General features: G+C 34.0%; 23 protein-coding genes. 18 read left to right on the forward strand and 5 right to left on the reverse strand.

Annotated features, from left to right (window positions below; translation table 11 throughout):
* Window positions 1-126 precede the first annotated feature (126 nt).
* From IR213_RS08445 to trxB, 10 genes are all read left to right on the forward strand, one after another.
* On the forward strand, window positions 127-666 hold the full coding sequence (locus IR213_RS08445) for a helix-turn-helix domain-containing protein (protein WP_194311945.1): 540 nt from the start codon (window positions 127-129) through the stop codon (window positions 664-666).
* A gap of 51 nt (window positions 667-717) precedes the next feature.
* The gene (locus tag IR213_RS08450; RefSeq protein WP_194311871.1) at window positions 718-4,404 is read left to right on the forward strand and encodes an ATP-binding protein; all 3,687 of its coding nucleotides are present in this window, start codon (window positions 718-720) and stop codon (window positions 4,402-4,404) included.
* Complete coding sequence (locus IR213_RS08455; protein ID WP_194311872.1) at window positions 4,401-4,835, forward strand: response regulator; 435 nt, start codon at window positions 4,401-4,403, stop codon at window positions 4,833-4,835. Before IR213_RS08450 ends, IR213_RS08455 begins: the two co-directional genes overlap by 4 nt.
* Window positions 4,836-5,362: 527 nt before the next feature.
* Window positions 5,363-5,767, forward strand: a complete 405-nt coding sequence (locus IR213_RS08460; protein WP_194311873.1) for a low affinity iron permease family protein — start codon at window positions 5,363-5,365, stop codon at window positions 5,765-5,767.
* Between the two features lie 188 nt (window positions 5,768-5,955).
* Window positions 5,956-6,141, forward strand: coding sequence for a CsbD family protein (locus IR213_RS08465; RefSeq protein ID WP_194311874.1), 186 nt, complete (start codon window positions 5,956-5,958; stop codon window positions 6,139-6,141).
* A 45-nt stretch (window positions 6,142-6,186) separates the two neighbouring features.
* Entirely contained in the window at window positions 6,187-6,678 is a 492-nt protein-coding gene (locus IR213_RS08470) for a hypothetical protein (protein WP_194311875.1), read from the forward strand.
* A 217-nt stretch (window positions 6,679-6,895) separates the two neighbouring features.
* Window positions 6,896-7,027, forward strand: a complete 132-nt coding sequence (locus IR213_RS08475; protein ID WP_194311876.1) for a general stress protein CsbD — start codon at window positions 6,896-6,898, stop codon at window positions 7,025-7,027.
* A gap of 189 nt (window positions 7,028-7,216) precedes the next feature.
* Window positions 7,217-7,534 carry a hypothetical protein gene (locus IR213_RS08480; RefSeq protein ID WP_194311877.1) on the forward strand — a complete coding sequence of 106 codons (318 nt, stop codon included), beginning with the start codon at window positions 7,217-7,219 and terminating at the stop codon, window positions 7,532-7,534.
* 107 nt (window positions 7,535-7,641) lie between these two features.
* Window positions 7,642-8,151 (forward strand): hypothetical protein, encoded by a 510-nt coding sequence (locus IR213_RS08485; protein ID WP_194311878.1) that lies wholly within the window; start codon window positions 7,642-7,644, stop codon window positions 8,149-8,151.
* A 334-nt stretch (window positions 8,152-8,485) separates the two neighbouring features.
* Entirely contained in the window at window positions 8,486-9,433 is a 948-nt protein-coding gene (trxB, locus tag IR213_RS08490) for a thioredoxin-disulfide reductase (protein WP_194311879.1), read from the forward strand.
* A 68-nt stretch (window positions 9,434-9,501) separates the two neighbouring features.
* Here trxB and IR213_RS08495 read toward each other — a convergent pair whose 3' ends face one another.
* The 5 genes from IR213_RS08495 to IR213_RS08515 form a co-directional block, all read right to left on the reverse strand.
* A complete protein-coding gene (locus IR213_RS08495; protein WP_194311880.1) occupies window positions 9,502-10,338 on the reverse strand; it encodes a GIN domain-containing protein in 837 nt (278 codons plus the stop codon).
* Window positions 10,339-10,426: 88 nt separating this feature from the next.
* The gene (locus IR213_RS08500) at window positions 10,427-11,167 is read right to left on the reverse strand and encodes a head GIN domain-containing protein (RefSeq protein WP_194311881.1); all 741 of its coding nucleotides are present in this window, start codon (window positions 11,165-11,167) and stop codon (window positions 10,427-10,429) included.
* Window positions 11,168-11,169: 2 nt separating this feature from the next.
* Window positions 11,170-12,891 carry a PspC domain-containing protein gene (locus IR213_RS08505; RefSeq protein WP_194311882.1) on the reverse strand — a complete coding sequence of 574 codons (1,722 nt, stop codon included), beginning with the start codon at window positions 12,889-12,891 and terminating at the stop codon, window positions 11,170-11,172.
* 2 nt (window positions 12,892-12,893) lie between these two features.
* Window positions 12,894-13,226 (reverse strand): PadR family transcriptional regulator, encoded by a 333-nt coding sequence (locus IR213_RS08510; RefSeq protein WP_194311883.1) that lies wholly within the window; start codon window positions 13,224-13,226, stop codon window positions 12,894-12,896.
* Window positions 13,227-13,287: 61 nt separating this feature from the next.
* Window positions 13,288-13,743, reverse strand: coding sequence for a DUF4870 domain-containing protein (locus IR213_RS08515; protein ID WP_194311884.1), 456 nt, complete (start codon window positions 13,741-13,743; stop codon window positions 13,288-13,290).
* 232 nt (window positions 13,744-13,975) lie between these two features.
* On the opposite strand from IR213_RS08515, the gene IR213_RS08520 reads away from it, so the two are divergent.
* The 8 genes from IR213_RS08520 (at window position 13,976) to IR213_RS08555 (ending at window position 21,273) form a co-directional block, all read left to right on the forward strand.
* A complete protein-coding gene (locus IR213_RS08520; protein ID WP_194311885.1) occupies window positions 13,976-14,434 on the forward strand; it encodes a DUF4442 domain-containing protein in 459 nt (152 codons plus the stop codon).
* 372 nt (window positions 14,435-14,806) lie between these two features.
* Complete coding sequence (locus IR213_RS08525; RefSeq protein ID WP_394354910.1) at window positions 14,807-15,370, forward strand: nucleotide exchange factor GrpE; 564 nt, start codon at window positions 14,807-14,809, stop codon at window positions 15,368-15,370.
* Between the two features lie 58 nt (window positions 15,371-15,428).
* Window positions 15,429-16,547, forward strand: coding sequence for a molecular chaperone DnaJ (dnaJ, locus tag IR213_RS08530; protein ID WP_194311887.1), 1,119 nt, complete (start codon window positions 15,429-15,431; stop codon window positions 16,545-16,547).
* Between the two features lie 146 nt (window positions 16,548-16,693).
* The gene (locus tag IR213_RS08535) at window positions 16,694-17,617 is read left to right on the forward strand and encodes an ABC transporter ATP-binding protein (RefSeq protein WP_194311888.1); all 924 of its coding nucleotides are present in this window, start codon (window positions 16,694-16,696) and stop codon (window positions 17,615-17,617) included.
* A gap of 40 nt (window positions 17,618-17,657) precedes the next feature.
* A complete protein-coding gene (locus tag IR213_RS08540; protein ID WP_194311889.1) occupies window positions 17,658-18,974 on the forward strand; it encodes an ABC transporter permease in 1,317 nt (438 codons plus the stop codon).
* A gap of 150 nt (window positions 18,975-19,124) precedes the next feature.
* The gene (locus IR213_RS08545) at window positions 19,125-20,288 is read left to right on the forward strand and encodes a sigma-54-dependent transcriptional regulator (RefSeq protein WP_194311890.1); all 1,164 of its coding nucleotides are present in this window, start codon (window positions 19,125-19,127) and stop codon (window positions 20,286-20,288) included.
* Between the two features lie 98 nt (window positions 20,289-20,386).
* Window positions 20,387-21,037 carry a DEAD/DEAH box helicase gene (locus tag IR213_RS08550; protein ID WP_194311891.1) on the forward strand — a complete coding sequence of 217 codons (651 nt, stop codon included), beginning with the start codon at window positions 20,387-20,389 and terminating at the stop codon, window positions 21,035-21,037.
* A gap of 20 nt (window positions 21,038-21,057) precedes the next feature.
* Window positions 21,058-21,273: a putative signal transducing protein gene (locus IR213_RS08555; protein WP_194311892.1), complete on the forward strand. Its 216-nt coding sequence runs from the start codon at window positions 21,058-21,060 to the stop codon at window positions 21,271-21,273.
* Window positions 21,274-21,304 lie beyond the last annotated feature (31 nt).

Raw genomic sequence — 21,304 nt, forward strand, 5'->3', positions numbered from 1 at the left:
TGCAATTCTTCTGAAATATAGGGAGGTAGGTTTTTTATTTTACAAAATAATCCTAGCATTTACTAGGGTTAAAAGGAATTTATTGCCTAAATCTTAGTTTTGTCGGTCGATAGTGATATAAAATACATGGTCAGTAACCGTTGTAAAATAGCAGTAAAAGAAGAGCTTAAAAATCTTGGACTCCATTATATCGTTGTTGATTTAGGCGAAGTTGAGATAATGGAAAATATTTCTATGGAGAAACGAAATTTATTAAAAGCTAATTTGCTTCATTCCGGTCTTGAATTGATGGATGATAAGAGAGCGATGCTGATTGAAAAAATCAAAAATGTTATCGTTGGAATGGTGCATCATTCGAATGAAATTATAAAAATAAACTTTTCGGATTATTTGAGTGAAAAAATGAATCACGATTATACCTATTTGTACAATTTATTTTCAGAGGTGCAAGGAACCACCATTGAGCAATTCATAATTTCCCATAAAATTGAGCGTATCAAAGAATTAATTATATATGGAGATCACAATATCACCGAAATTGCTTGGAAAATGGGTTATAGCAGTGTGGCACATTTATCGAGCCAGTTCAAGAAGGTTACGGGACTTTCACCTTCTCACTTTAAACAATTGAAAGATAAAAGGCGAAGTCCTATTGAGGATATTTAATTCTAAAACAGAATTAGATAATTGACAAAAATTTACTTTTACAAAAGCATTATGAAATTCATATTAGAAAAAAAATCGCAACTTTTTTATATTGTATCCTCTATTGTATTGATTACAGTTTTGGTAATTTTCTATGCAAACAGTCAAAAAGAAATAGCTTCAAGCAAAAAATTATTACACACTGAGGAAGTCATTGGCAAGAGTAATGAGGTCTTGTTGGATGTGCTTAATATTGAAACCGGTTTTAGAGGATATTTATTATCTGGAAATAAAGTTTTTTTAGAACCTTATAATGTATCTAAAACTAATGTAAAAGCTAATTTAGATACACTGGAAGTCCTAACCCAAGATAATCCTGATCAGCAAAACAATGTCTTTTTGTTGAAAAAAAAGGTTGTTGACCGGCTCGATTTTACAGAAAAATATCTTTCTGTCAAGAATCCTAGTTTATTGAGTAATTCTGAAAAAACAGGAATAATTAGCGAGGGAAAAATTATTACGGACAAAATTAGATCAGCAAAAAGCTCTATAACCGATAAAGAATCCAAACTGCTTAAAGGGCGAAAAATTGAAAACGAAAAAGACTATCATTTTTCTGAATTAATCTTTATTTTACTGCTTATTTTTCTTGCAACTATTTTTATTCTTGGATTTCTTATCATTAGAAGTCAAAAAGAAAAAAACAATGAATTAGAAAGCCATGCTGCTGACCTTAAATTGGCGTCTCATTATTCACTAAGTCTTATTGAAGCTAGTCTCGATCCATTAGTTACCATCAGCATCGAAGGAAAGATTATGGATATGAATCAGGCATTGGTAAACATTACAGGTCTTGAACGAAAAAAACTTATCGGATCTGATTTTTTTGATTATTTCACAGCACCACAAATGGCAAGGGAAGTTTATCAGGAAGTATTTGCCAAAGGTTCTGTTGCTGATTCTCCCCTTACACTTCGTCATAAAGAAGGTAAACTTACCGATGTTTTGTTTAATGGTTCCGTTTATAAAGATGAAAATGGAAATATCCTTGGAGCTGTTATAGTTGCCAGAGATATTGCTGAGCAAAAATGGGCATTAGATTTGCGAATTGCCAACCAAGAACTAGCTTTTCAAAACGAAGAGAAGGAAAAACGTGCTAATGAGTTGAGTATTGCTAACAATGAACTGGCCTTTCAAAACGGAGAGAAGGAAAAAAGAGCCAATGAATTAAGTGTTGCCAATGAAGAATTAGCATGCCAATATGAAGAAAAAGAGAGTCGGGCTGCAGAATTAATAATTGCCAATGAAGAATTAGCATTTCAAAATCTCGAAAAAGAAAATCGTGCAGCAGAATTAGTCATTGCTAACGAAGAACTCGAGTATCAAAACAAGGTTAAAGAAAAACGTGCAGCAGATTTAATCATTGCCAATAAAGAATTGGCATTTCAAAATGAAGAAAAAGAAAAACGTGCGGCAGAGCTGGTTATTGCCAACAAAGAATTAGCATTTCAAAATCTCGAAAAAGAAAATCGTGCTGCAGAGTTAGCCATTGCCAACAAAGAATTGGCATTTCAAAACAATGAGAAAGAAAATCGCGCCAATGAATTAATTATTGCGAACAAAGAACTTCAATTTCAAAGCGAAGAGAAGAAAAAACGTGCAGCAGAGTTAGTTATTGCGGATAAAGAGCTTGATTTTCAAAACATTGAAAAAGAGAAACGGGAAATAGAAAACAAGGAGCTTGAAGCACTCAGTTATTCGGCTAAATTAGCTTCCCAGTATTCTCTCAGTCTTATCGAGGCCAGTCTTGATCCACTAGTGACCATCAATATAGAAGGAAAGATTACTGATATGAATGAAGCAACGGTTAATATTACCGGAATGACGCGAAAAGAACTAATTGGATCAGACTTTTTTGACTATTTTACAGAACCACAAATGGCTCGCGGAGTGTATCAGGAAGTATTTGCCAAAGGTTCTGTCGCTGATTCACCACTTACACTTCGTCATAAAGAAGGCCAGCTGACCGATGTTTTATTCAATGGTTCTATTTATAAAGACGAAAATGAAAATGTAATGGGCGTAGTAATTGTAGCCCGTGATGTTACAGAACAAAAAAGAATTGAAAATGAGTTGATAGAAGCAAAGGTTTTTGCCGAACTGGCAACAGAAATTGCAGAACAAGCACAAACTAAAGCAGAAAGCGCCACAAAAATTGCCGAAAATGCCGTAAAAGCAAAACAACAATTTTTATCGAATATGAGCCACGAAATCCGCACACCGATGAATGCCATTATTGGATTTACAAAAGTGGTTTTGAAAACAGATTTATCGACCAAACAAAAAGAATATTTATCGGCCATAAAAATGAGCGGTGATGCTTTAATCGTGCTCATCAATGACATCCTTGATTTGGCAAAAGTAGATGCCGGGAAAATGGTTTTTGAGCAAGTACCTTTTAAAATGCATCAATCTATTAAAGCAATGCTTCATGTTTTTGAAACTAAAATTCAGGAGAAAAACCTGCAGTTGGTTACCCAATATGACAACTCTATTCCCGAGGTATTGCTTGGGGATTCTGTTCGTTTGCACCAAATCATTTTGAATCTGGTGAGTAATGCCGTGAAATTTACAACCAAAGGAAAAATTACAGTAAGTGTCCGCCTGTTGAATCAAAATGATGAGAAAGTAACCATTGAATTTGCTGTTTCGGATACTGGAATCGGAATCCCGGAAAATAAAATAGACAGCATTTTCGAAAACTTTCAGCAAGCTTCCAGCGGCACTTCGAGATTGTATGGAGGAACAGGATTAGGCCTTGCCATTGTTAAACAATTAGTAGAGCCACAAGGAGGAACGATTACCGTAAAAAGCAAAGAGGATGAGGGCTCTACCTTTAGTTTTATATTGGATTTTCCAAAGACGAATGCTGTTACTGAAACTGATGCAGCAATATTGGAATTAGATGCTGTAAATAAAGATATCAAAGTATTGGTAGTCGAAGATATGGCGTTGAATCAATTGTTGATGAAAACAGTATTGGATGATTTTGGATTTGAACGTGACATCGCTGATAACGGACAAATAGCCATCGATAAACTAAAAACCAAATCTTTTGATATTATATTGATGGACTTGCAGATGCCCGTAATGAATGGGTTTGAAGCCACAGAATACATCCGGAATACCTTAAATTCAAAAATCCCAATTATCGCTTTAACTGCTGACGTAACCACTGTTGATTTAGCAAAATGTAAAGCCGTGGGTATGAATGATTATATAGCAAAACCAGTTGATGAACGATTGTTGTACAGTAAAATAATTGGGTTGGTTAAAAAACCTGTCGCTTTAAAGGACAATAGACCTAAAGTAATGACCGACAAAGCCATTCCAAAAATAAAATGTATCGATCTGGACTATTTAAACCAGCGAACCAAATCAAAACCCAAATTAATGATGGAAATGATCTCGCTTTATCTGATACAAACGCCTCCATTAATCAGTGCGATGAAACAAAGTTTACTCGATAAAGATTATACCTTGTTACGCTCCTCGATGCATAAAATAATCCCTTCGTTTTCTATTATGGGGTTTAGCCCGGATTATGAAAATATGGCAAGAAAAATAGAGGAATCTGCTGATGGACAAGAGCTCAATGAAGACGTAAATGAAATGGCCATCAAATTAGAGGCTATTTGTGAGCAGGCCTGCGAGGAATTAGAAATAGAATTCAACATAATTAAAAACAACTTATCGTGAAAAACGAAAACAAAATTAAAATTTTCCTGGTTGATGACGATGCCTTCTATCTAAAATCATTAGAAATAGAATTTCTGGAACATGCCGATTTTATAATTGAAACGTATCCTACAGGAGAACTTTGCTTGAAAAATCTATCCCATAATCCGGATATAATTGTATTGGATTATCATCTTGATGGGATTGATAAAACAGCAATGAATGGACTGGAAACCTTGGATGAAATAAAGGCTGTTAATCCGGATATTCCAGTTATAATGTTGTCTTCGCAGGACAAGATTGATGTGGCAATTAAGTGTATGCACCACAGAGCTTTTGATTATGTGGTCAAAAGCGAAACCGCTTTTATGCGTTTGCAAAAAATCATCACAACTATTTTCAGCTACAAAAAAATGGAAAAAGAATTAAGCTGGTATATGGACAGAATGTAATCATTCCGGTCTTATTCTACCTCATTGTTTAATCTGTTTTCTTCCCTACTAATGTGCAATTTTTATAGAAGATTGCACCATTTTTATGATAGCATCTGATTTTTAATACCAAATCAGAACTCTTTTTTTCTTATTGTAAAATGTGTGAATGATGTAACTTATTCTAAAAATTATGTAAGCCTTTCTTTCCTAAATCCGGTCATATTTGTAATGTCCTGAAAATTCATTCATGGCAAAAAATAAAAAGAAATGGAAGACATAACAATCCTTATGGCATCAACCTAACCGCAGAATGCTATTACAAAAAATCAAACACTGAATATTGATTTAGAAAGTCTTGAAGTTACCCGCAAAGATTCAGTGATTCCGTATTATGCAAGCGTAAAATCAAATAGAAGAGGATTATTACGATAAAGTTCGCGGATGTTCTTTAAAAGCTCAGGAAAATATTTTTTTTTGATAATCGGGCCTATCAGAAAAACTAATAAAATGACATCCAGAAAATCACATTATGATATCGAAATAAAATGAGAAAAATACAAAAGATATACAGCTCCACCGAGAAAATTTTTGAAAGACTCGTTTCTTCGGTCACCTCCATTCTTGGTAACTCCATCACTTTTATTCTGGCTTTTTGTCTAGTGTTATTCTGGTGGACCAATAATCTGTTTACCACTCGGGATGTTCATCAAATAATTGGGGACATCATTTTTGGAACAACATTTTTGAGTTTGTTTATCATTCAAAAATCATTCAACCGATTTTCAGGCTCTTTGCATTTAAAAGTTAATGAACTGGTTTCCTCGCACGAACCAGCCAATAATTCAGTTATAAATGCTGAAGAAAAAACAGAACGAGAAATAACGGAACTTTCTAAAGAGTATGCTGAACTGGCTGAACAAGTCAGGGAACTTGAGGAAGGAAATACTTAAAATTAATTTTATTCACAAGGTTAAATTCGATCTGTAATTTCTGTAAATCCAATGCAGCGTTATTGTCGAATTTCTTCTAAAATGTGTGAATATTATAACTTCTTCTTAAAATTATATAACATTTTAAGGCTGTAAAGAAACCACCTTTGTATCGTTGTGAAAATGAATTTACATCTAAATTAAATACGATGAACACCACAGAACTAAAGGGGGATTGGGAACAGCAAAAGGGTAAACTAAAACAAAAATTTGCCGCTTTAACTGATAATGATTTGCTATTTGTAAAAGGCAAAAAAGAGGAAATGCTAGGGAAACTTCAAACGAAACTAGGTAAAACCAAAGAGGAATTATTCAAAATTATTGGACAACTATAATATTTCAACTTTAAAACTTAAAAAAAAACTTAAAAATTTATAATCATGAAAAAAAATATTTTATTGGCTGCTATGCTATTTGGTTTAGTAATTAGCGCACAGGCACAAGACATTTCGAAAAACGCACTTGGTTTACGATTGGGAGATAATGACGGATTTGGAACAGAAGTTTCTTATCAGGCAAGACTATCGCAAATGAATAGATTAGAATTGGATTTGGGGTTGAGAAGCAATAACAATGAAAATGATTTGAAACTAGCTGGTTTATACCAATGGGTTTGGAATATTGACGGTGGTTTTAATTGGTATGCCGGAATTGGTGGTGGTGTTGGAAGCTGGAAATACAATGATAATCATGGAGTAACTGACAGCGGTGCTTTTGCTTTTGCAGCCGGTGATTTGGGAATTGAATATAATTTTGATTTTCCAATACAAGTTTCATTGGATGTACGTCCTGAATTGTATTTTGCTTCAAATTCTTACGTAGATAATAATTATGGATCAGATTTAGCATTAGCAGTTCGTTACAGATTTTAAAAAACTTTTTGACAATAAGCTATTCAATCTCGTTGATGGTTTCAATTTTCAAATAAAACCCAAGATTCACCTTTTCGACAAAAAAAAAATTTTTTTGATATTGTCTAAAAGTGTGAATTTTGTAATTTTTATTTAAAATCATATAAAACAATGTAATTCAGTTATTTGCATCTTTGTATTGTTAAGAAAAAGTATTCTAAACATAATATAATTAAAAATGGACACTACAAATTTGAATGGTAGCTGCGAAGTACAAAAGAGTATACTGAAACAAAAATTTGCTGCTTTGACTGAGAATGATTTGCTATTTGAAGATGGCAAAAAAGAAGAAATAATTGAAAAAATTTAAATGCAATTGGGTAAAACCAAAGAGGAATTAAATAAAAATAATTGGAGACTAGATATTACGTTTGTCAAAAACAGCAAAGAGAAACGTTTTATCAATCAGTGAATTATACAAATCTCAACAATAAATGTGTAACATATCAAGTTTATATATTTTGCATCTTTACACTATAAATAATTAAAACTAAAAAACATGAAAAAATTACCTCTTTATTTAATGATAATGGTATTGTCATTAAGTATTTTCCCTTCGACAATTAATGCTGCAGAAAAAAATCCAACAGCTATTACTGCAAATACAAAAGAAATTCCAGCAGAAGTAACAGTAATGTATAATCGTCTGGAGGAAATAAAAGCAATGGATAAGTCTTCGATGAATTTTTCAGAAAAAAAAGCACTTCGTAAAGAAGTACGTGCAATCAATGCTACTTTAAGATCATCAAATAACGGAGTTTATCTATCAGTTGGTGCCATTATCATCATCATCCTTCTATTAATTCTTCTTTTGTAATTAATTAAAAAAACGAAAAGTCAATTAATTGTTAAAACTATGTTTTTGGAACAATTCTTGACTTTTATAAAAAATATTGAAATGATTTAATATAAAATACAAAAAAAATGAAAACTTTAAAATTAATTACCCTAGGAATAATGATGTTTTTCGCATCGAGTTCGATGCACTCACAAGTTTCAATAAGTGTCAATTTAGGATTGCAACCTTCTTGGGGGCCAGTAGGCTATTCTTCAGTAAACTATTATTATCTTCCAGATATTCAAGCTTATTATGATATACAGGCTTCTCAGTTTATTTATATCAGTGGAGGGACCTGGATTCGATCAAGATATTTACCAAGACAATATAGGAACTATGATTTAGACAGAGGCTATAAAGTCGTCTTGAATGATTACCACGGTTCAAGACCTTATTCTAATTACAGATATGATAGAGTAAAATATTACAAAGGATATAGCAGACCGCAAGAATCAATAGGTCATAGAGGTGAAAATCACGGAAATGGTGGAAACTATGAAAATCACGGGAATAATGGTAATAATAGAGGAAGAGGAAATGAAGGTCACGGAAATGAAGGTCATGGAAATGGCGGACACGGACACGGAAAAAAATAATTTCCAGTTTTTATAATATAGAATGAGATTTTCTAAACACACATAAATAATATCGGGAATTTAAAAACCCGATATTTTTTTTTATACTTTTTAAGGGATAAAGTAACTATTAATCTATTTTACTGTATTTGCAAAAACATGGTTGTGTGATTTATAAGAAAAAAATTAAGCGTTCTTGTATCTGTCATTTTCGGCTAATCGATTTTCTGAATGAAGAGGTTAAATTTCGCAAAATCAAAAGTTAGCTGTAATTAGAAAAATTGAATATTTAAGTTCAATAATCCGCCAATTTTGACTTATTTTTGTACCGTTTAAAATATATAAGAAACTTTCTATGTCTACTACAATCGAAAAAATTAAATGCCTTATTATAGGTTCTGGTCCCGCAGGTTATACTGCTGCTATTTATGCTGCAAGAGCAAGTATGAATCCTGTTTTATACCAAGGAATGCAACCTGGAGGCCAACTGACAACTACTAATGAAGTAGAAAATTTTCCTGGATATGTCGATGGAATTTCCGGCCCAGAAATGATGGTGCAATTACAAGCCCAAGCACAACGTTTTGGTTCTGATATCAGAGACGGTTGGGCTACTAAGGTTGATTTTAGCGGTGAGGTACACAAAGTATGGATTAATGACAGCATCGAATTGCATTGTGAAACTGTAATTATATCTACAGGGGCATCGGCTAAATATTTAGGATTGCCATCAGAACAACATTATTTAAAAATGGGTGGCGGCGTTTCTGCCTGTGCTGTTTGTGATGGATTTTTCTACAGAAATCAAGAAGTGGTAATTGTAGGAGCGGGAGATTCTGCTTGTGAAGAAGCCCATTATTTGTCAAAAATGTGTTCGAAAGTTACGATGCTGGTGCGCAGCGAAAAATTCAGAGCTTCAAAAATTATGGAAGCCCGTGTTCGCAAAACCGAAAATATCACGATTTTAATGAACCATGATACTGTTGAGGTTTTGGGAGATGGTCAAGTAGTTACGGGTGTAAAGGCTAAAAACAAAACAACTGGAGATATTTTTGATATTCCAGCCACTGGTTTCTTTGCAGCCATTGGGCACAAACCCAATACGGAAATTTTTAAAGATTATTTGAATTTAGATGAAACGGGTTATATTATCAATGTTCCAGGAACCTCAAAAACGAATGTTAATGGTGTTTTTGTAGCCGGTGATGCTGCGGATCACGTTTATCGTCAGGCTATTACTGCCGCTGGTACGGGTTGTATGGCTGCCTTGGATGCCGAAAGATATTTGGCTTCAAAAGAATAATCCTGAAAGGATAATGTATCGCATAAAAAAGTCCGAATTTTTTTAAGTTAGGACTTTTTTGTTTGTCATTATTTTGTTGGTTTCTTGCTCAAAGTTGCATTATCCATAAATCGTTTGATTTCGACTTTTTGCTCCCCATAAATTTTAATATCTGAATTTCCGGATGCTTCAATACTAAGGTTTGTATTTGCATTGATACTACAATTCGAATAACCTTCAGCTATTAATTCTGCGGTTTTTATGATAAGATTATTTCCTGTAAATTCGGCATTGTTATCCAGACGAATAAGCGCATTGGTAACGTCTCCTTCCAGTTTTGCTTTTGATTTTTGGTATAAGTCACAATTTAATTCAGCTGAAGCAATTAAGGCTTTCAATGTAGAATTTTTACTCAATTCGATTGTTGCTTTCTCCGATTTTAAATTGAGTTCCGTTTTTGAATCGTTGTCTGTCAGCAAGGTAAAATCTTTTGAATTCACATTTAAATTAAGCTTAGAATCACCGAAAGCTTTAAAAGTAATTTTGTTCAATTCAATTTCCTGAATCGCATTTATGATGGCTTCATTTTTTGAGGTTACCATTTTCAATTCATTTGTATACGTAACTCTTACAATTAATTTTTTGTAGTTTATTGCTTTTTTTGAAGTGTTTATTCTTAGTGTATTGGAACTTAAATCGATGTTGATGATATCGTGAAGATTATCATCAGCTTCAATTTTTAATTCACTTTTTTCGCCTTTATCCAAATAAATTTCAATATTGTCGCTTACTTCAAGTGAGTCAAAAACGCCAATTTTCTTTTGTTCTATCGTCACTATTTTAGAGCCTTTTATTTTTTCATTTTTTTGTGCCAAGGCTGATGTGGAAAAGAATAGGACAAGCAATACAATAGAATAATTTTTCATTTTTGATTGAATTTTGAATATTACAAATATAAAAAAACCATCCACTTTTGATGAATGATTTTTATGATTTTTTGGCAAAAAGCGTTTCTTATTTTTCGTCGACGCTTCCTCCTGATGATTCCTCTTTTGAGATTGTTTTTGGGCTTTTATGATAATTTATGGAACTTCCGCTTGAAGCTTTTGCATCCAGTTTCACAATTGGATAAACTGAAGTGCTGCTTCCGCTTGAGGTTTGCGAAATCACTTCGTTTGCCATTAAATTTTCGGCATTAATTTCACTTCCGCTAGACGAAGAAGTTTCTAATTTTAATGCTTTTCCACCTGCTTCAATACTGCTTCCACTTGTGCTTTCCAAAGAAATAGCATCGGCTTCCACATCAATATTTATTTGACTTCCGCTACTGGATTTTATATTGATATTTTCTGTTATTAATGCATTAGAACTTTCGATTTCAGAACCACTGCTGGCACTCAAGCCATTTATAACAGGCATTTTTACATTTACAACCGGTGTTTCGGTTGAATTGTAGTTTTTATCGGATTCAATTATCAAAACGCCATTTTCTATTTTGGTAATAATGTGTTTTTGCAAATTATCATCGGCTTCGACAGTTATAGATTTAGTGTCTGATTGTTCTACATTCACTTTAATTCCCTGACTCACTTCAATGCTTTTGAAATCTTCATTCACAGCTCTTGTTTCGGTTGTAATATTTCCACTTCCTTTAATTCCATTGCCAAAAGGGAATGAAGGATTGCAGGATGAAAATAGCAATGCAATTAGAGTTGCAACAATAAATTTAGTTATTATCGTGATGATTTTAATCATGGCTAATTCGTTTTGATTATTACTCCGTCTTTGTCTACTGATAAACCTTTTTTAGTACCCGTTTTATTAACTGTTACTACTTCTCCGTTTACGGTGACTGTTGTTGTAACAACGCTGTCTTTTTCTTGAGTACTGTCAACATCGTTAAGTTCATTTTTGTTGTCTTCATTTAGACAATTTTGGCATTTTATTTTATCAGTCTCTACTTTAAAAATTTCATTTTCATTAGGATGCCAATAAAAATAATCGCTATTCGTTTCGTCATATCGCCTTACCGAGTCATCCATTTTCAATAAAGTGCCTAAAGGTAAGAATAAAGTTATTTCAATTTCTTGATCACGGAATTTTTCTTTTAAATCGGTCAATAAATAATTATCAAAAACCAATTGATTACCAATAATTTTATAAGCGTATTTTATTTTCTCTGCTCTTTGTTTGGCTTCGAACAGAGTTTTTCCTTTCGCTTCCTTTTCGATTTGAATGTAAGCTGATTTAGTATCGCTTTGCGCAATTCTGAAACTCACATTGTTCGAATAAATGACATCATTTCCTGTTGAATCTATCGTGATTTTAAAATTGTCATTGTCATCAATATTCTTTGCAAAATAATCATTGTGTTTGAATTTGATCAAAAGTGTATCTGTTGGATTCAAGTTGAAGTTTTCTTTCACTACAACTCTTCCATCAATCGCAAAAGCCGATGCTTGTTTTAATCCAATGGCTATTGCCAAGGAAATAGCTATAAGCCAAACCGCTAATAACGTAGATTTCGCAATATTTCCTATTGATTTCAAGTTAGGCGACAATAATTTAAAGCCCAATAAAGACAAGAAAAAGAATGGAATTCCTATAGCAAAAAACATAATTAATCCAAAGGTCCAAACCGGATAATCCGTGAAATTTCCAGCCTCAATAAAACCTTGCCAAGGCACATCAATTACAGAAGAAGATCCTAAAGTAAATACACCGATGAACAAAGCAGCCAATACAAACAGTCCGGTAATAATCAAAATCACCCCCAGGAATTTAGAGAACGCTCTCAAAACTGCTATTATAAAATTCCCAAAAGAACTTCCTATTTTTTCAGCACCGGTTTTTACACGGTTTCCCATTTCGTCATAATTGGCATTTTTGAATTTCTCGGAAACCGTTTCAAATTCTTCACGGACTTTTTTTTCGATATTCGAAATAGTTACAGGTTCACCTGTCATTTCCAGTTTTTCGGCTGTTGTTTTTGCCTCCGGCATCACTATCCAAAGAATAATATAAGCCAAGAAACCAGTTCCCCAAGCAAAAATCATTATCAAAAGAAATACTCGAAGCCACACTTTATCAATTCCAAAATAATGACCCAAACCAGCAAGTACACCACCAACCATTCCGTTTTCAGTGTCACGGTACAGTTTTCGGGTTTTAGAAGAAGAAGAATAATTAGGCAAACTATTTTCGGTTCCTTCTTCATCAATTCTGTAATCTTCTGGTTGACCCATTACAGCAATTACTTCATCAACATCTTTCATCGCAACAACGTGATTGTCCGTTTTTTGCTTTTCATTCAACAATTCCGAAACACGCATTTCAATATCTTTTATGATTTCGTCTTGCCCTGATGAGTTGGAAAGAGAACGTTTTATGGCGTCAAAATAGCGTGTTAATTTTTGGTATGCATCTTCGTCAATATGGAAGAACATTCCGCCTAGATTTATGTTTACAGTTTTGTTCATGACTATAGTTTTTGTTTGGTGATTAGGTTTACAGCATCAGACAATTCAGTCCAGGTGCCATTTAATTCGTTTAAAAATGTTTGTCCAATTTCGGTTAGTCCATAATATTTTCTTGGTGGACCAGATAACGATTCTTCCCAACGGTAGTTGAGTAATCCGTCATTTTTCAATCGGGTGAGCAGCGGATAAACCGTTCCCTCCACAACCAATAATTTTGCGTTTTTCAAAGTGTCCAGTATTTCTGAAGTGTATGCTTCTTTGTCTTTTAATACTGACAAGATGCAAAACTCAAGAACACCTTTGCGCATTTGGGCTTTTGTGTTTTCAATGTTCATGATTCTCTTTTTGTTTTTTTGATTTAATTAAACTGTTCATTTTTTGATTAATTGATGATGATTATTTAATAAACGGTATCGTCAGCGGATACTTGTATTTTTCTCCATTAGATGCTTTTACCGAAGCATAAATGATTAAGAAGAATTCCGCAACTTTCAGGCCAACAAATATGAAAATGGCGATTATTGCAACTATTACAATTCCGGTTATATTTTCTACACTAAGATGATTCGCCACAAATTCATGGTCATTCATTATTGCGTTTAAAGGGATATTGCTAAAAATTGTAATTATGAAAATAGGAATAGCAATCATTGCCAGTACTAAGGAGTACAATAATATACTCAATTGAAAGTTAAGTACTTGCTTACCGTGATAATCCACAAATTCCGATTTATCTTTATTGGTACTCCAAATCAATATTGGAAAAATATAATTCCCAAACGGAATGCAGTATTGACTCAATGTGCTCAAATGTGTAAATGTGGCCAGGTTTTTCTCGTTCGTTGTTTCCATAGTGTAAAAGTATATAGTAATTTCTTATGCAAATATATGTCCAAAAGACAGTATCTTGTATCGCATAGTAGTAAATATTAACAAAACATTAACATTTTTATTTAATATGTTTTTCACTTTTTTACGCTAACTTCTTATAATACAGTTATTATGTGTGTTTTAATAAAATTAAGTTGTTCCATAAATTTTATGGGTATTATTTATTATTTTTACATAAACTTAATCATTTAAAATGAAAATTTCAGTATCTAAACTCAATAAATTTCTTTTTTTTAAATTGCCATCGGCATTTATATGTGGAGTCAGGGTAAAACATATTGATGATTCTAAATGCGAGGTAACTGTGAAACATCGTTGGATTAACCAGAATCCGTTTAACTCCATTTATTTTGCTGTTCAAGCTATGGCTGCGGAACTATCGACAGGAGCTTTGGTTATGAATTATATTCAAATAAGCGGTAAAAATATTTCGATGTTAGTTGCTAATAATAAAGGGAATTTCACTAAAAAAGCTACCGGAAAAATTACTTTCGTATGCAATGATGGTCATTTGGCAGAACAAGCCATTCAAGAAGCGATATCCACTAAGGAAGGACAAACATTTTGGATGAAATCAATTGGAACTAACGAAAAAGGAGAACAAGTATCCGAAATGGATTTTGAATGGAGTGTCAGAACAAAATTGGGTTAATTTTCTATTTATAAATCCAACAAAAAAAGCTTCGTTTATTAAACGAAGCTTTTTTTAAATATAGTACATAGTGAATTAATAATAATTTAAAGCCCAGAGCTAACCTTTTAGTTCGTTTTTTAAAATCTATTATAGAACATAATTTTCACAAATTTATACAAACTAAATCGTGATAGTCTTAAAATTATATTAAAATTTCAATCCGATAAAAAGACAGTTTTTTTAATTACAAAACTCATCCTAAAGTTTCGAGATCAAATCTTAATAATTAATAGTGACAATTTGACATTTTAAAAGATTTGGCAGTACTTTTGCAATCAATAGAACAGAATAAAAATGAAGTTTAAGAATTTTTTTAAAAATAACACAAGAATGACGACTGAAAACACGCTAAACAACGAAATTGTTGATCCAACTCCAATTGAAAACAATGAAATTGATTCCGATACCTTGGATGCTTCAATCGAAGAAAGAGTAGAGGAAATATCTAAAGAAGAACAATTAACACAAGATTTAGCCTCCGAAAAAGATAAATTCCTGCGATTATTTGCCGAATTTGAAAACTACAAACGAAGAACTGCAAAAGAACGTATCGAGTTGTTTAAAACAGCAAATCAAGAAGTGTTGCTTGCTATGCTTCCTGTTTTGGATGATTTTGACAGAGCATTAACTGAAATAAAAAAAACAGATGATAACATCTTAATTCAGGGTGTAGAACTCATTCAGGAAAAATTAAAAAGCACTTTAGTTTCTAAAGGTTTAGAAGAAGTCGAAATAAAAGCAGGGGATGTTTTTAATGCTGATTTTGCCGAAGCAATTACCCAAATTCCAGCTGCATCAGCTAAAATGAAAGGAAAAATTGTTGATGTAATAGAAAGAGGATACAAATTAGGAGATAAAATTATTCGTTTTCCAAAGGTTGTAATTGGAAATTAATTCCTAAATCCCAATCGTCACCCTGAGCTAGTCGAAGGGCTAAATCCTAAATTAAGAAATGAAAAAAGATTTTTACGAAATACTTGGTATTGCCAAAAATGCCGATGCTGGCGAAATAAAAAAAGCGTACAGAAAAAAAGCACTAGAGTTTCATCCTGACAAAAATCCAGGGAATGCTGCTGCGGAAGAAAAATTCAAATTAGCTGCCGAAGCGTATGAAGTGCTTAGTGATCCTAATAAAAAAACCAAATATGATCAATACGGTCATCAAGCCTTTGACAACGGCGGTGGTGGTTATGGCGGTGGCGGTCACATGAATATGGATGATATTTTCAGCCAGTTTGGGGATATTTTCGGAAGTGCTTTTGGCGGAGGCGGAGGTTTTGGCGGCGGAGGCGGAGGTTCCCGTCGTGTAAAAGGAAGCAACCTTCGTATCAAAGTAAAACTAACTCTTGAAGAAATAGCTAACGGAGTTGAGAAAAAAGTAAAAGTAAAACGCAAAGTTCAAGCTCCAGGAGTTTCTTATAAAACCTGTTCTACCTGTAATGGTCAAGGACAAGTAATGCGCGTGACTAACACTATTTTGGGACGAATGCAATCGGCTTCAACCTGTCCAACTTGTGGAGGTTCAGGTCAAATATTAGACAAAAAACCTTCGGAAGCGGACTCTCAAGGAATGATTTTGGAAGACGAAACCGTAACCATAAAAATTCCCGCAGGAGTAGTTGACGGAATGCAGTTGAAAGTTTCCAATAAAGGAAATGATGCACCCGGAAACAGTATTCCCGGGGATCTAATCGTAGCTATTGAAGAAATTGAGCATGAATTTCTCAAACGAGAAGGCGAAAATTTACATTTTGATTTGTACATCAGCTACTCCGAAGCAGTTCTTGGTATTTCAAAAGATATTGAAGCCATCAACGGAAAAGTGAGAATAAAATTGGAAGAAGGAATTCAGTCCGGAAAAATCCTGAGATTAAAAGGAAAAGGAATCCCAAGCATCAACGGATACGGAACAGGAGATTTATTGGTTCACGTGAATGTCTGGACTCCAAAAACTCTCAACAAAGAACAAAAACAGTTTTTTGAAAAAAATCTGACAGACGAGAATTTTATTCCAAATCCTGAAAAAAGCGATAAATCCTTTTTTGAAAAAGTTAAAGATATGTTCTCCTAATTTTTAATTAGTTGAATTTTTCCCATCCTTGTGAAAACAGGGGTGGGTTTTTTTATTTTATTTAACACCTTATTACGCCCTATTTTTCTATTTTTACAAACCCTTGACCGAAAGGTTAAAAAGATGAAATAAATCAAAAAGTCAGTATGAGTAATATACTTGAAGTAAAAAATGTTGTCAAGAAGTATGGTGATTATGTTGCCCTTAATGAAGTTTCTCTTACCGTTCCCAAAGGTAGTATTTATGGGCTTTTAGGTCCAAATGGTGCCGGAAAAACATCACTAATCCGTATAATCAATCAAATTACAATGCCAGACAGTGGCGAAATTATACTCGATGGTGAAAAACTAAGTCCAAAACATATTCAACAAATAGGATATTTGCCTGAAGAGCGTGGTTTGTATAAAACTATGAAAGTGGGTGAGCAATGTCTGTATTTGGCACAAATGAAAGGTCTTTCAAAAGCAGAAGCCAAAAAACAACTCGAATATTGGTTTGAAAGACTGGGGATTCAAGGTTGGTGGAACAGAAAAATCCAAGAACTTTCTAAAGGAATGGCGCAAAAAGTGCAATTTGTGGTTTGCGTTTTGCACAAACCAAAATTATTGATTTTTGACGAACCATTTTCCGGTTTTGATCCCGTAAATGCTAATGTTATCAAAGACGAAATTCTGGAATTGAGAAATCAAGGTTCTACTATAATTTTTTCCACACATAGGATGGAAAGCGTTGAAGAATTGTGTGACCATATAGCCTTAATTCACAAATCGAACAAACTCATCGAAGGAAGATTAGACGATGTGAAACGAAAATTCAGAACCAATAGTTTTGAAGTTGGTATCTTATCGGATAATGTTGAAGGTTTAATGTATGACATCACGCAAAAATTCAAAGTGGGTCAAACGAATTTCAAATCACTCAACAACGAAATAAAACTCGAAATTCAACTTGGTAATGCAACGCCAAATGAATTATTGCACATCCTGACTCAAAGGGGACAAGTAACCCATTTTATGGAGAAAATTCCAAGTGTGACCGATATTTTTATTCAGGCAGTTAGTGAAAAGTAATTTTTTTTGGAAACCCAAAACCTAAAAACCAAGATCTAAGATGAGCATCATATCATTAATAATAAAAAGAGAATTTATTGCCAAAGTCCGCAATAAATCATTCATCGTAATGACTTTTTTAAGCCCGTTGCTTTTTGTGGGAATAGCGGTTTTTGTTGGCTATCTAAGCTCTATGAAAGCCGATACTAAAAAGGTTGCCATTCACGATGAAACGGGTTTATTCGCTAATGAATTTAAAGCATTGAATAGCAAGGATGGCGAATATGTCTATCAGGATTTGTCCTCGATTGATATAAAATCACTGAAAGACAGTATCACAAAAGAGAGTTACGAGGGCTTGCTTTATATTCCAAAAGTGACCAACGACAAGGATTTAGAAAATAAAATCCAATTCATTTCGAACGAAAGTCCAAGCATTTCATTTATTGAAAATGTTCAAGATATAATTGCAAAAAAGCTCACCAAAGACAATTTTGAAAAAGCCAAATTAGACACATTGGCCATAAAAAATGCCGAAGCCAAGGTTAATATAAGTTTAGCCAAAGCATCCGGAGAAGAAAGTTTAAAAGGACTCAACGAAATCAAGATTGCCATTGGAGGCGCATTTGGTTATCTCATTATGATGTTTATCATTATTTACGGCAATATGGTGATGCGCAGCGTTATCGAAGAAAAAACAAATCGCATTGTCGAAATCATCATTTCCTCAGTAAAACCATTCCAATTGATGATGGGAAAAATCATCGGAACTTCATTGGCAGGATTGCTGCAATTCTTTATTTGGGCCATCATCGGATTGACCTTAATGATTGCCGCTTCCGCATTTTTAGGTATCGATGCCAGTCCAGTGGCGAAACTTCCTCCCACTATAATACAAAACGCCCATCAGGAATTTACCGGAACCGCACAAATGTACATCAAGGAATTATGGGGATTGCCTATCGCCACCATCCTTATAAGTTTTGTTATATATTTCATAGGAGGTTACTTTTTATATAGTTCATTCTATGCGTCAATAGGAGCTGCAGTAGATAATGAAACCGATTCGCAACAGTTTCTTTTGCCTATAATAATGCCATTAATTTTAGCCGTTTACATCGGTTTTTTTACTGTCATCAACGATCCTCACGGAACAATTGCCACAGTATTTTCAATGATTCCGCTCACATCACCTATTGTTATGCTGATGCGAATCCCGTTTGGTGTGCCTTGGTGGCAACTCGCAATTTCGATAGCTTTGCTTTTCGGAACCTTCTTTTTCGTAGTTTGGTTTGCCGCAAAAATATACCGAGTGGGAATATTGATGTATGGCAAAAAACCTACGTGGAAAGAATTATATAAATGGTTAAAATATTAAATTAATTTGGAGCCATTTCCCGCTATGCGTTACAATCCACGCCCAAAAGCCTGGGATTTCCACTGCTATCGGGGCTCAGGGAATCCTGTTATAAATAAACTTGTGAACTTTGTGAAAAACTTTGCAAACTTTGCGGTAAAATAAAAAAAGATGTCAAAAATACTAATCATAGAAGACGAAGCCGCTATTCGAAGAGTACTTACTAAAATACTTTCCGAAGAGAATGACACGTATCAGGTTGAAGATGCCGAAGATGGTCTTGCCGGACTCCAAAAAATAAAAAATAACGACTACGATCTTGTTTTGTGTGATATCAAAATGCCCAAAATGGACGGTGTCGAAGTGCTTGAAGCGGTAAAAAAAATTAAGCCTGAAATTCCAATGGTGATGATTTCCGGTCATGGCGATATGGAAACTGCTATCCAAACGATGCGTTTGGGTGCTTTTGATTATATCTCAAAACCACCGGATTTGAATCGATTATTGAATACCGTTCGCAATGCGTTGGACAAAAAACAACTTGTGGTCGAAAATAAAATTCTAAAGAAAAAAGTTAGCAAGAATTACGAAATGATTGGCGAAAGCGAACCTATCAATCACATCAAACTGATGATTGATAAAGTCGCCCAAACCGAAGCCAGAGTTTTAATTACAGGACCAAACGGAACCGGAAAAGAGTTGGTTGCCCATCAATTACACGAAAAAAGTCAAAGAGTAAATTTTCCGTTGATCGAAGTAAATTGTGCCGCCATTCCCAGTGAATTGATAGAAAGCGAATTGTTTGGCCACGTGAAAGGGGCTTTCACATCTGCGGTGAAAGATCGAGCTGGAAAATTTGAAGCGGCCGATAAAGGAACTATTTTCTTGGATGAAATTGGCGATATGAGTCTTTCGGCCCAAGCCAAAGTTTTGCGTGCTTTACAGGAAAATATAATTACCAGAGTAGGTGCTGACAAAGACATTAAAGTCGATGTTCGCGTGATTGCCGCCACCAATAAAGACTTGAAAAAAGAAATTGCCGAAGGTCGTTTCCGCGAGGATTTGTACCATCGATTAGCAGTAATTCTGATCAATGTTCCTTCGCTTAACGAAAGAAGAGACGATATTCCGCTTTTGATTTCGCATTTTGCCGAAAAAATTGCTTCCGAACAAGGAAATACAGTAAAACATTTTTCACCAAAGGCTATTAAATTATTGCAGGAATACGATTGGACTGGAAACATTCGCGAATTGCGTAATGTGGTTGAACGCTTGATCATCCTTGGCGGAAACGAGATTTCCGAAAATGATGTGAGGATGTTTGCAAGCAAATAAAATTAATTAAAAAGATTAAAAAATTTAGACATTTAAAGATCCGATTTAGGTATTTAATCTTTCAATCATTAAATTTTTTAATCTTTCAATCTTAAAAGATGAAACTAAAAAAAATAAACGAAAACCTTCAGCAAGCACTCATCGAAAACGGTTTGACCGAAGCTAATGAAATGCAGCAAGAAACATTTTCGACCCTGAAAAGTGGTGCCGATTGTATCGTTATTGCTCCAAAAGGAAGCGGAAAATCGACCACAATAGTGCTGAATGTTATCCAGCAATTAAAAGGAGAAGGAGAGGAATCGCCTCGTGCTTTGATTATTGTGGAAGACAAAACCAAGGTTTTAGAAATGGAAGACCTTTTCGAAAAGTTTGGGAAATATACCGATTTGAGAGTGTATGGCGTGCACGACAAAGGCGATATGGAATATGATAAGAATTATATTTCGACGGGAATCGATGTTTTGATTGGTACTCCTTTTAAATTGAGTGAAATGTTTACAACTGCTGGTTACAATGTAAACCGATTGAAAATGTTTATTCTAGATGATGCTGATCCAATTTTGAAACTGCGTCACGAAACCCGGATTATGCGTATTTCGAATAGCATCAACAAAACTCAACGCATTATTTTTTCGGAAGAATTTACAGAGCGAATTGAAATTCTTGCTGAGAAAATGCTAGTTGAACCGTTTGAATTCGATTTTGAGCAAGAGGAAGATATAGAAGAGGAAGAAGAAACAGAAGAATAATTAAAAAAAATAAAGATAAAATGGGATTAATGAAAGTGTTTTCAGGAAGTGAAATTTTGGCTTTGGCTTTGCAGGGAAAAATTGAAGAAATAGGCATAACCACCGTAATTAGAAACAATAATCAATCTAATGTTTTGCCTAGTATTGAAAATGCAAAAGCAGTGGAATTATTTATTCAGGAAACTGACTTTTCAAAAGCCAATCCTGTTATTGAGGAGTTTAGATTGAGTATTTAACAATGCTCCGCAAAGTCTTCGACTTTGAGGA

This window comes from Flavobacterium soyangense (assembly GCF_015277675.1).
Taxonomy (GTDB): Bacteria; Bacteroidota; Bacteroidia; order Flavobacteriales; family Flavobacteriaceae; genus Flavobacterium; species Flavobacterium soyangense.

Bases quoted from the DNA above. Each gene is read 5' to 3' on its own strand.
- IR213_RS08445 (WP_194311945.1), top strand. From the start codon at position 127: ATGGTCAGTAACCGTTGTAAAATAGCAGTAAAAGAAGAGCTTAAAAAT.
- IR213_RS08450 (WP_194311871.1), top strand. From the start codon at position 718: ATGAAATTCATATTAGAAAAAAAATCGCAACTTTTTTATATTGTATCC.
- IR213_RS08460 (WP_194311873.1), top strand. From the start codon at position 5,363: ATGAGAAAAATACAAAAGATATACAGCTCCACCGAGAAAATTTTTGAA.
- IR213_RS08465 (WP_194311874.1), top strand. From the start codon at position 5,956: ATGAACACCACAGAACTAAAGGGGGATTGGGAACAGCAAAAGGGTAAA.
- IR213_RS08470 (WP_194311875.1), top strand. From the start codon at position 6,187: ATGAAAAAAAATATTTTATTGGCTGCTATGCTATTTGGTTTAGTAATT.
- IR213_RS08475 (WP_194311876.1), top strand. From the start codon at position 6,896: ATGGACACTACAAATTTGAATGGTAGCTGCGAAGTACAAAAGAGTATA.
- IR213_RS08480 (WP_194311877.1), top strand. From the start codon at position 7,217: ATGAAAAAATTACCTCTTTATTTAATGATAATGGTATTGTCATTAAGT.
- IR213_RS08485 (WP_194311878.1), top strand. From the start codon at position 7,642: ATGAAAACTTTAAAATTAATTACCCTAGGAATAATGATGTTTTTCGCA.
- trxB (WP_194311879.1), top strand. From the start codon at position 8,486: ATGTCTACTACAATCGAAAAAATTAAATGCCTTATTATAGGTTCTGGT.
- IR213_RS08495 (WP_194311880.1), bottom strand. From the start codon at position 10,338: ATGAAAAATTATTCTATTGTATTGCTTGTCCTATTCTTTTCCACATCA.
- IR213_RS08500 (WP_194311881.1), bottom strand. From the start codon at position 11,167: ATGATTAAAATCATCACGATAATAACTAAATTTATTGTTGCAACTCTA.
- IR213_RS08505 (WP_194311882.1), bottom strand. From the start codon at position 12,891: ATGAACAAAACTGTAAACATAAATCTAGGCGGAATGTTCTTCCATATT.
- IR213_RS08510 (WP_194311883.1), bottom strand. From the start codon at position 13,226: ATGAACATTGAAAACACAAAAGCCCAAATGCGCAAAGGTGTTCTTGAG.
- IR213_RS08515 (WP_194311884.1), bottom strand. From the start codon at position 13,743: ATGGAAACAACGAACGAGAAAAACCTGGCCACATTTACACATTTGAGC.
- IR213_RS08520 (WP_194311885.1), top strand. From the start codon at position 13,976: ATGAAAATTTCAGTATCTAAACTCAATAAATTTCTTTTTTTTAAATTG.
- IR213_RS08525 (WP_394354910.1), top strand. From the start codon at position 14,807: ATGACGACTGAAAACACGCTAAACAACGAAATTGTTGATCCAACTCCA.
- dnaJ (WP_194311887.1), top strand. From the start codon at position 15,429: ATGAAAAAAGATTTTTACGAAATACTTGGTATTGCCAAAAATGCCGAT.
- IR213_RS08535 (WP_194311888.1), top strand. From the start codon at position 16,694: ATGAGTAATATACTTGAAGTAAAAAATGTTGTCAAGAAGTATGGTGAT.
- IR213_RS08540 (WP_194311889.1), top strand. From the start codon at position 17,658: ATGAGCATCATATCATTAATAATAAAAAGAGAATTTATTGCCAAAGTC.
- IR213_RS08545 (WP_194311890.1), top strand. From the start codon at position 19,125: ATGTCAAAAATACTAATCATAGAAGACGAAGCCGCTATTCGAAGAGTA.
- IR213_RS08550 (WP_194311891.1), top strand. From the start codon at position 20,387: ATGAAACTAAAAAAAATAAACGAAAACCTTCAGCAAGCACTCATCGAA.
- IR213_RS08555 (WP_194311892.1), top strand. From the start codon at position 21,058: ATGGGATTAATGAAAGTGTTTTCAGGAAGTGAAATTTTGGCTTTGGCT.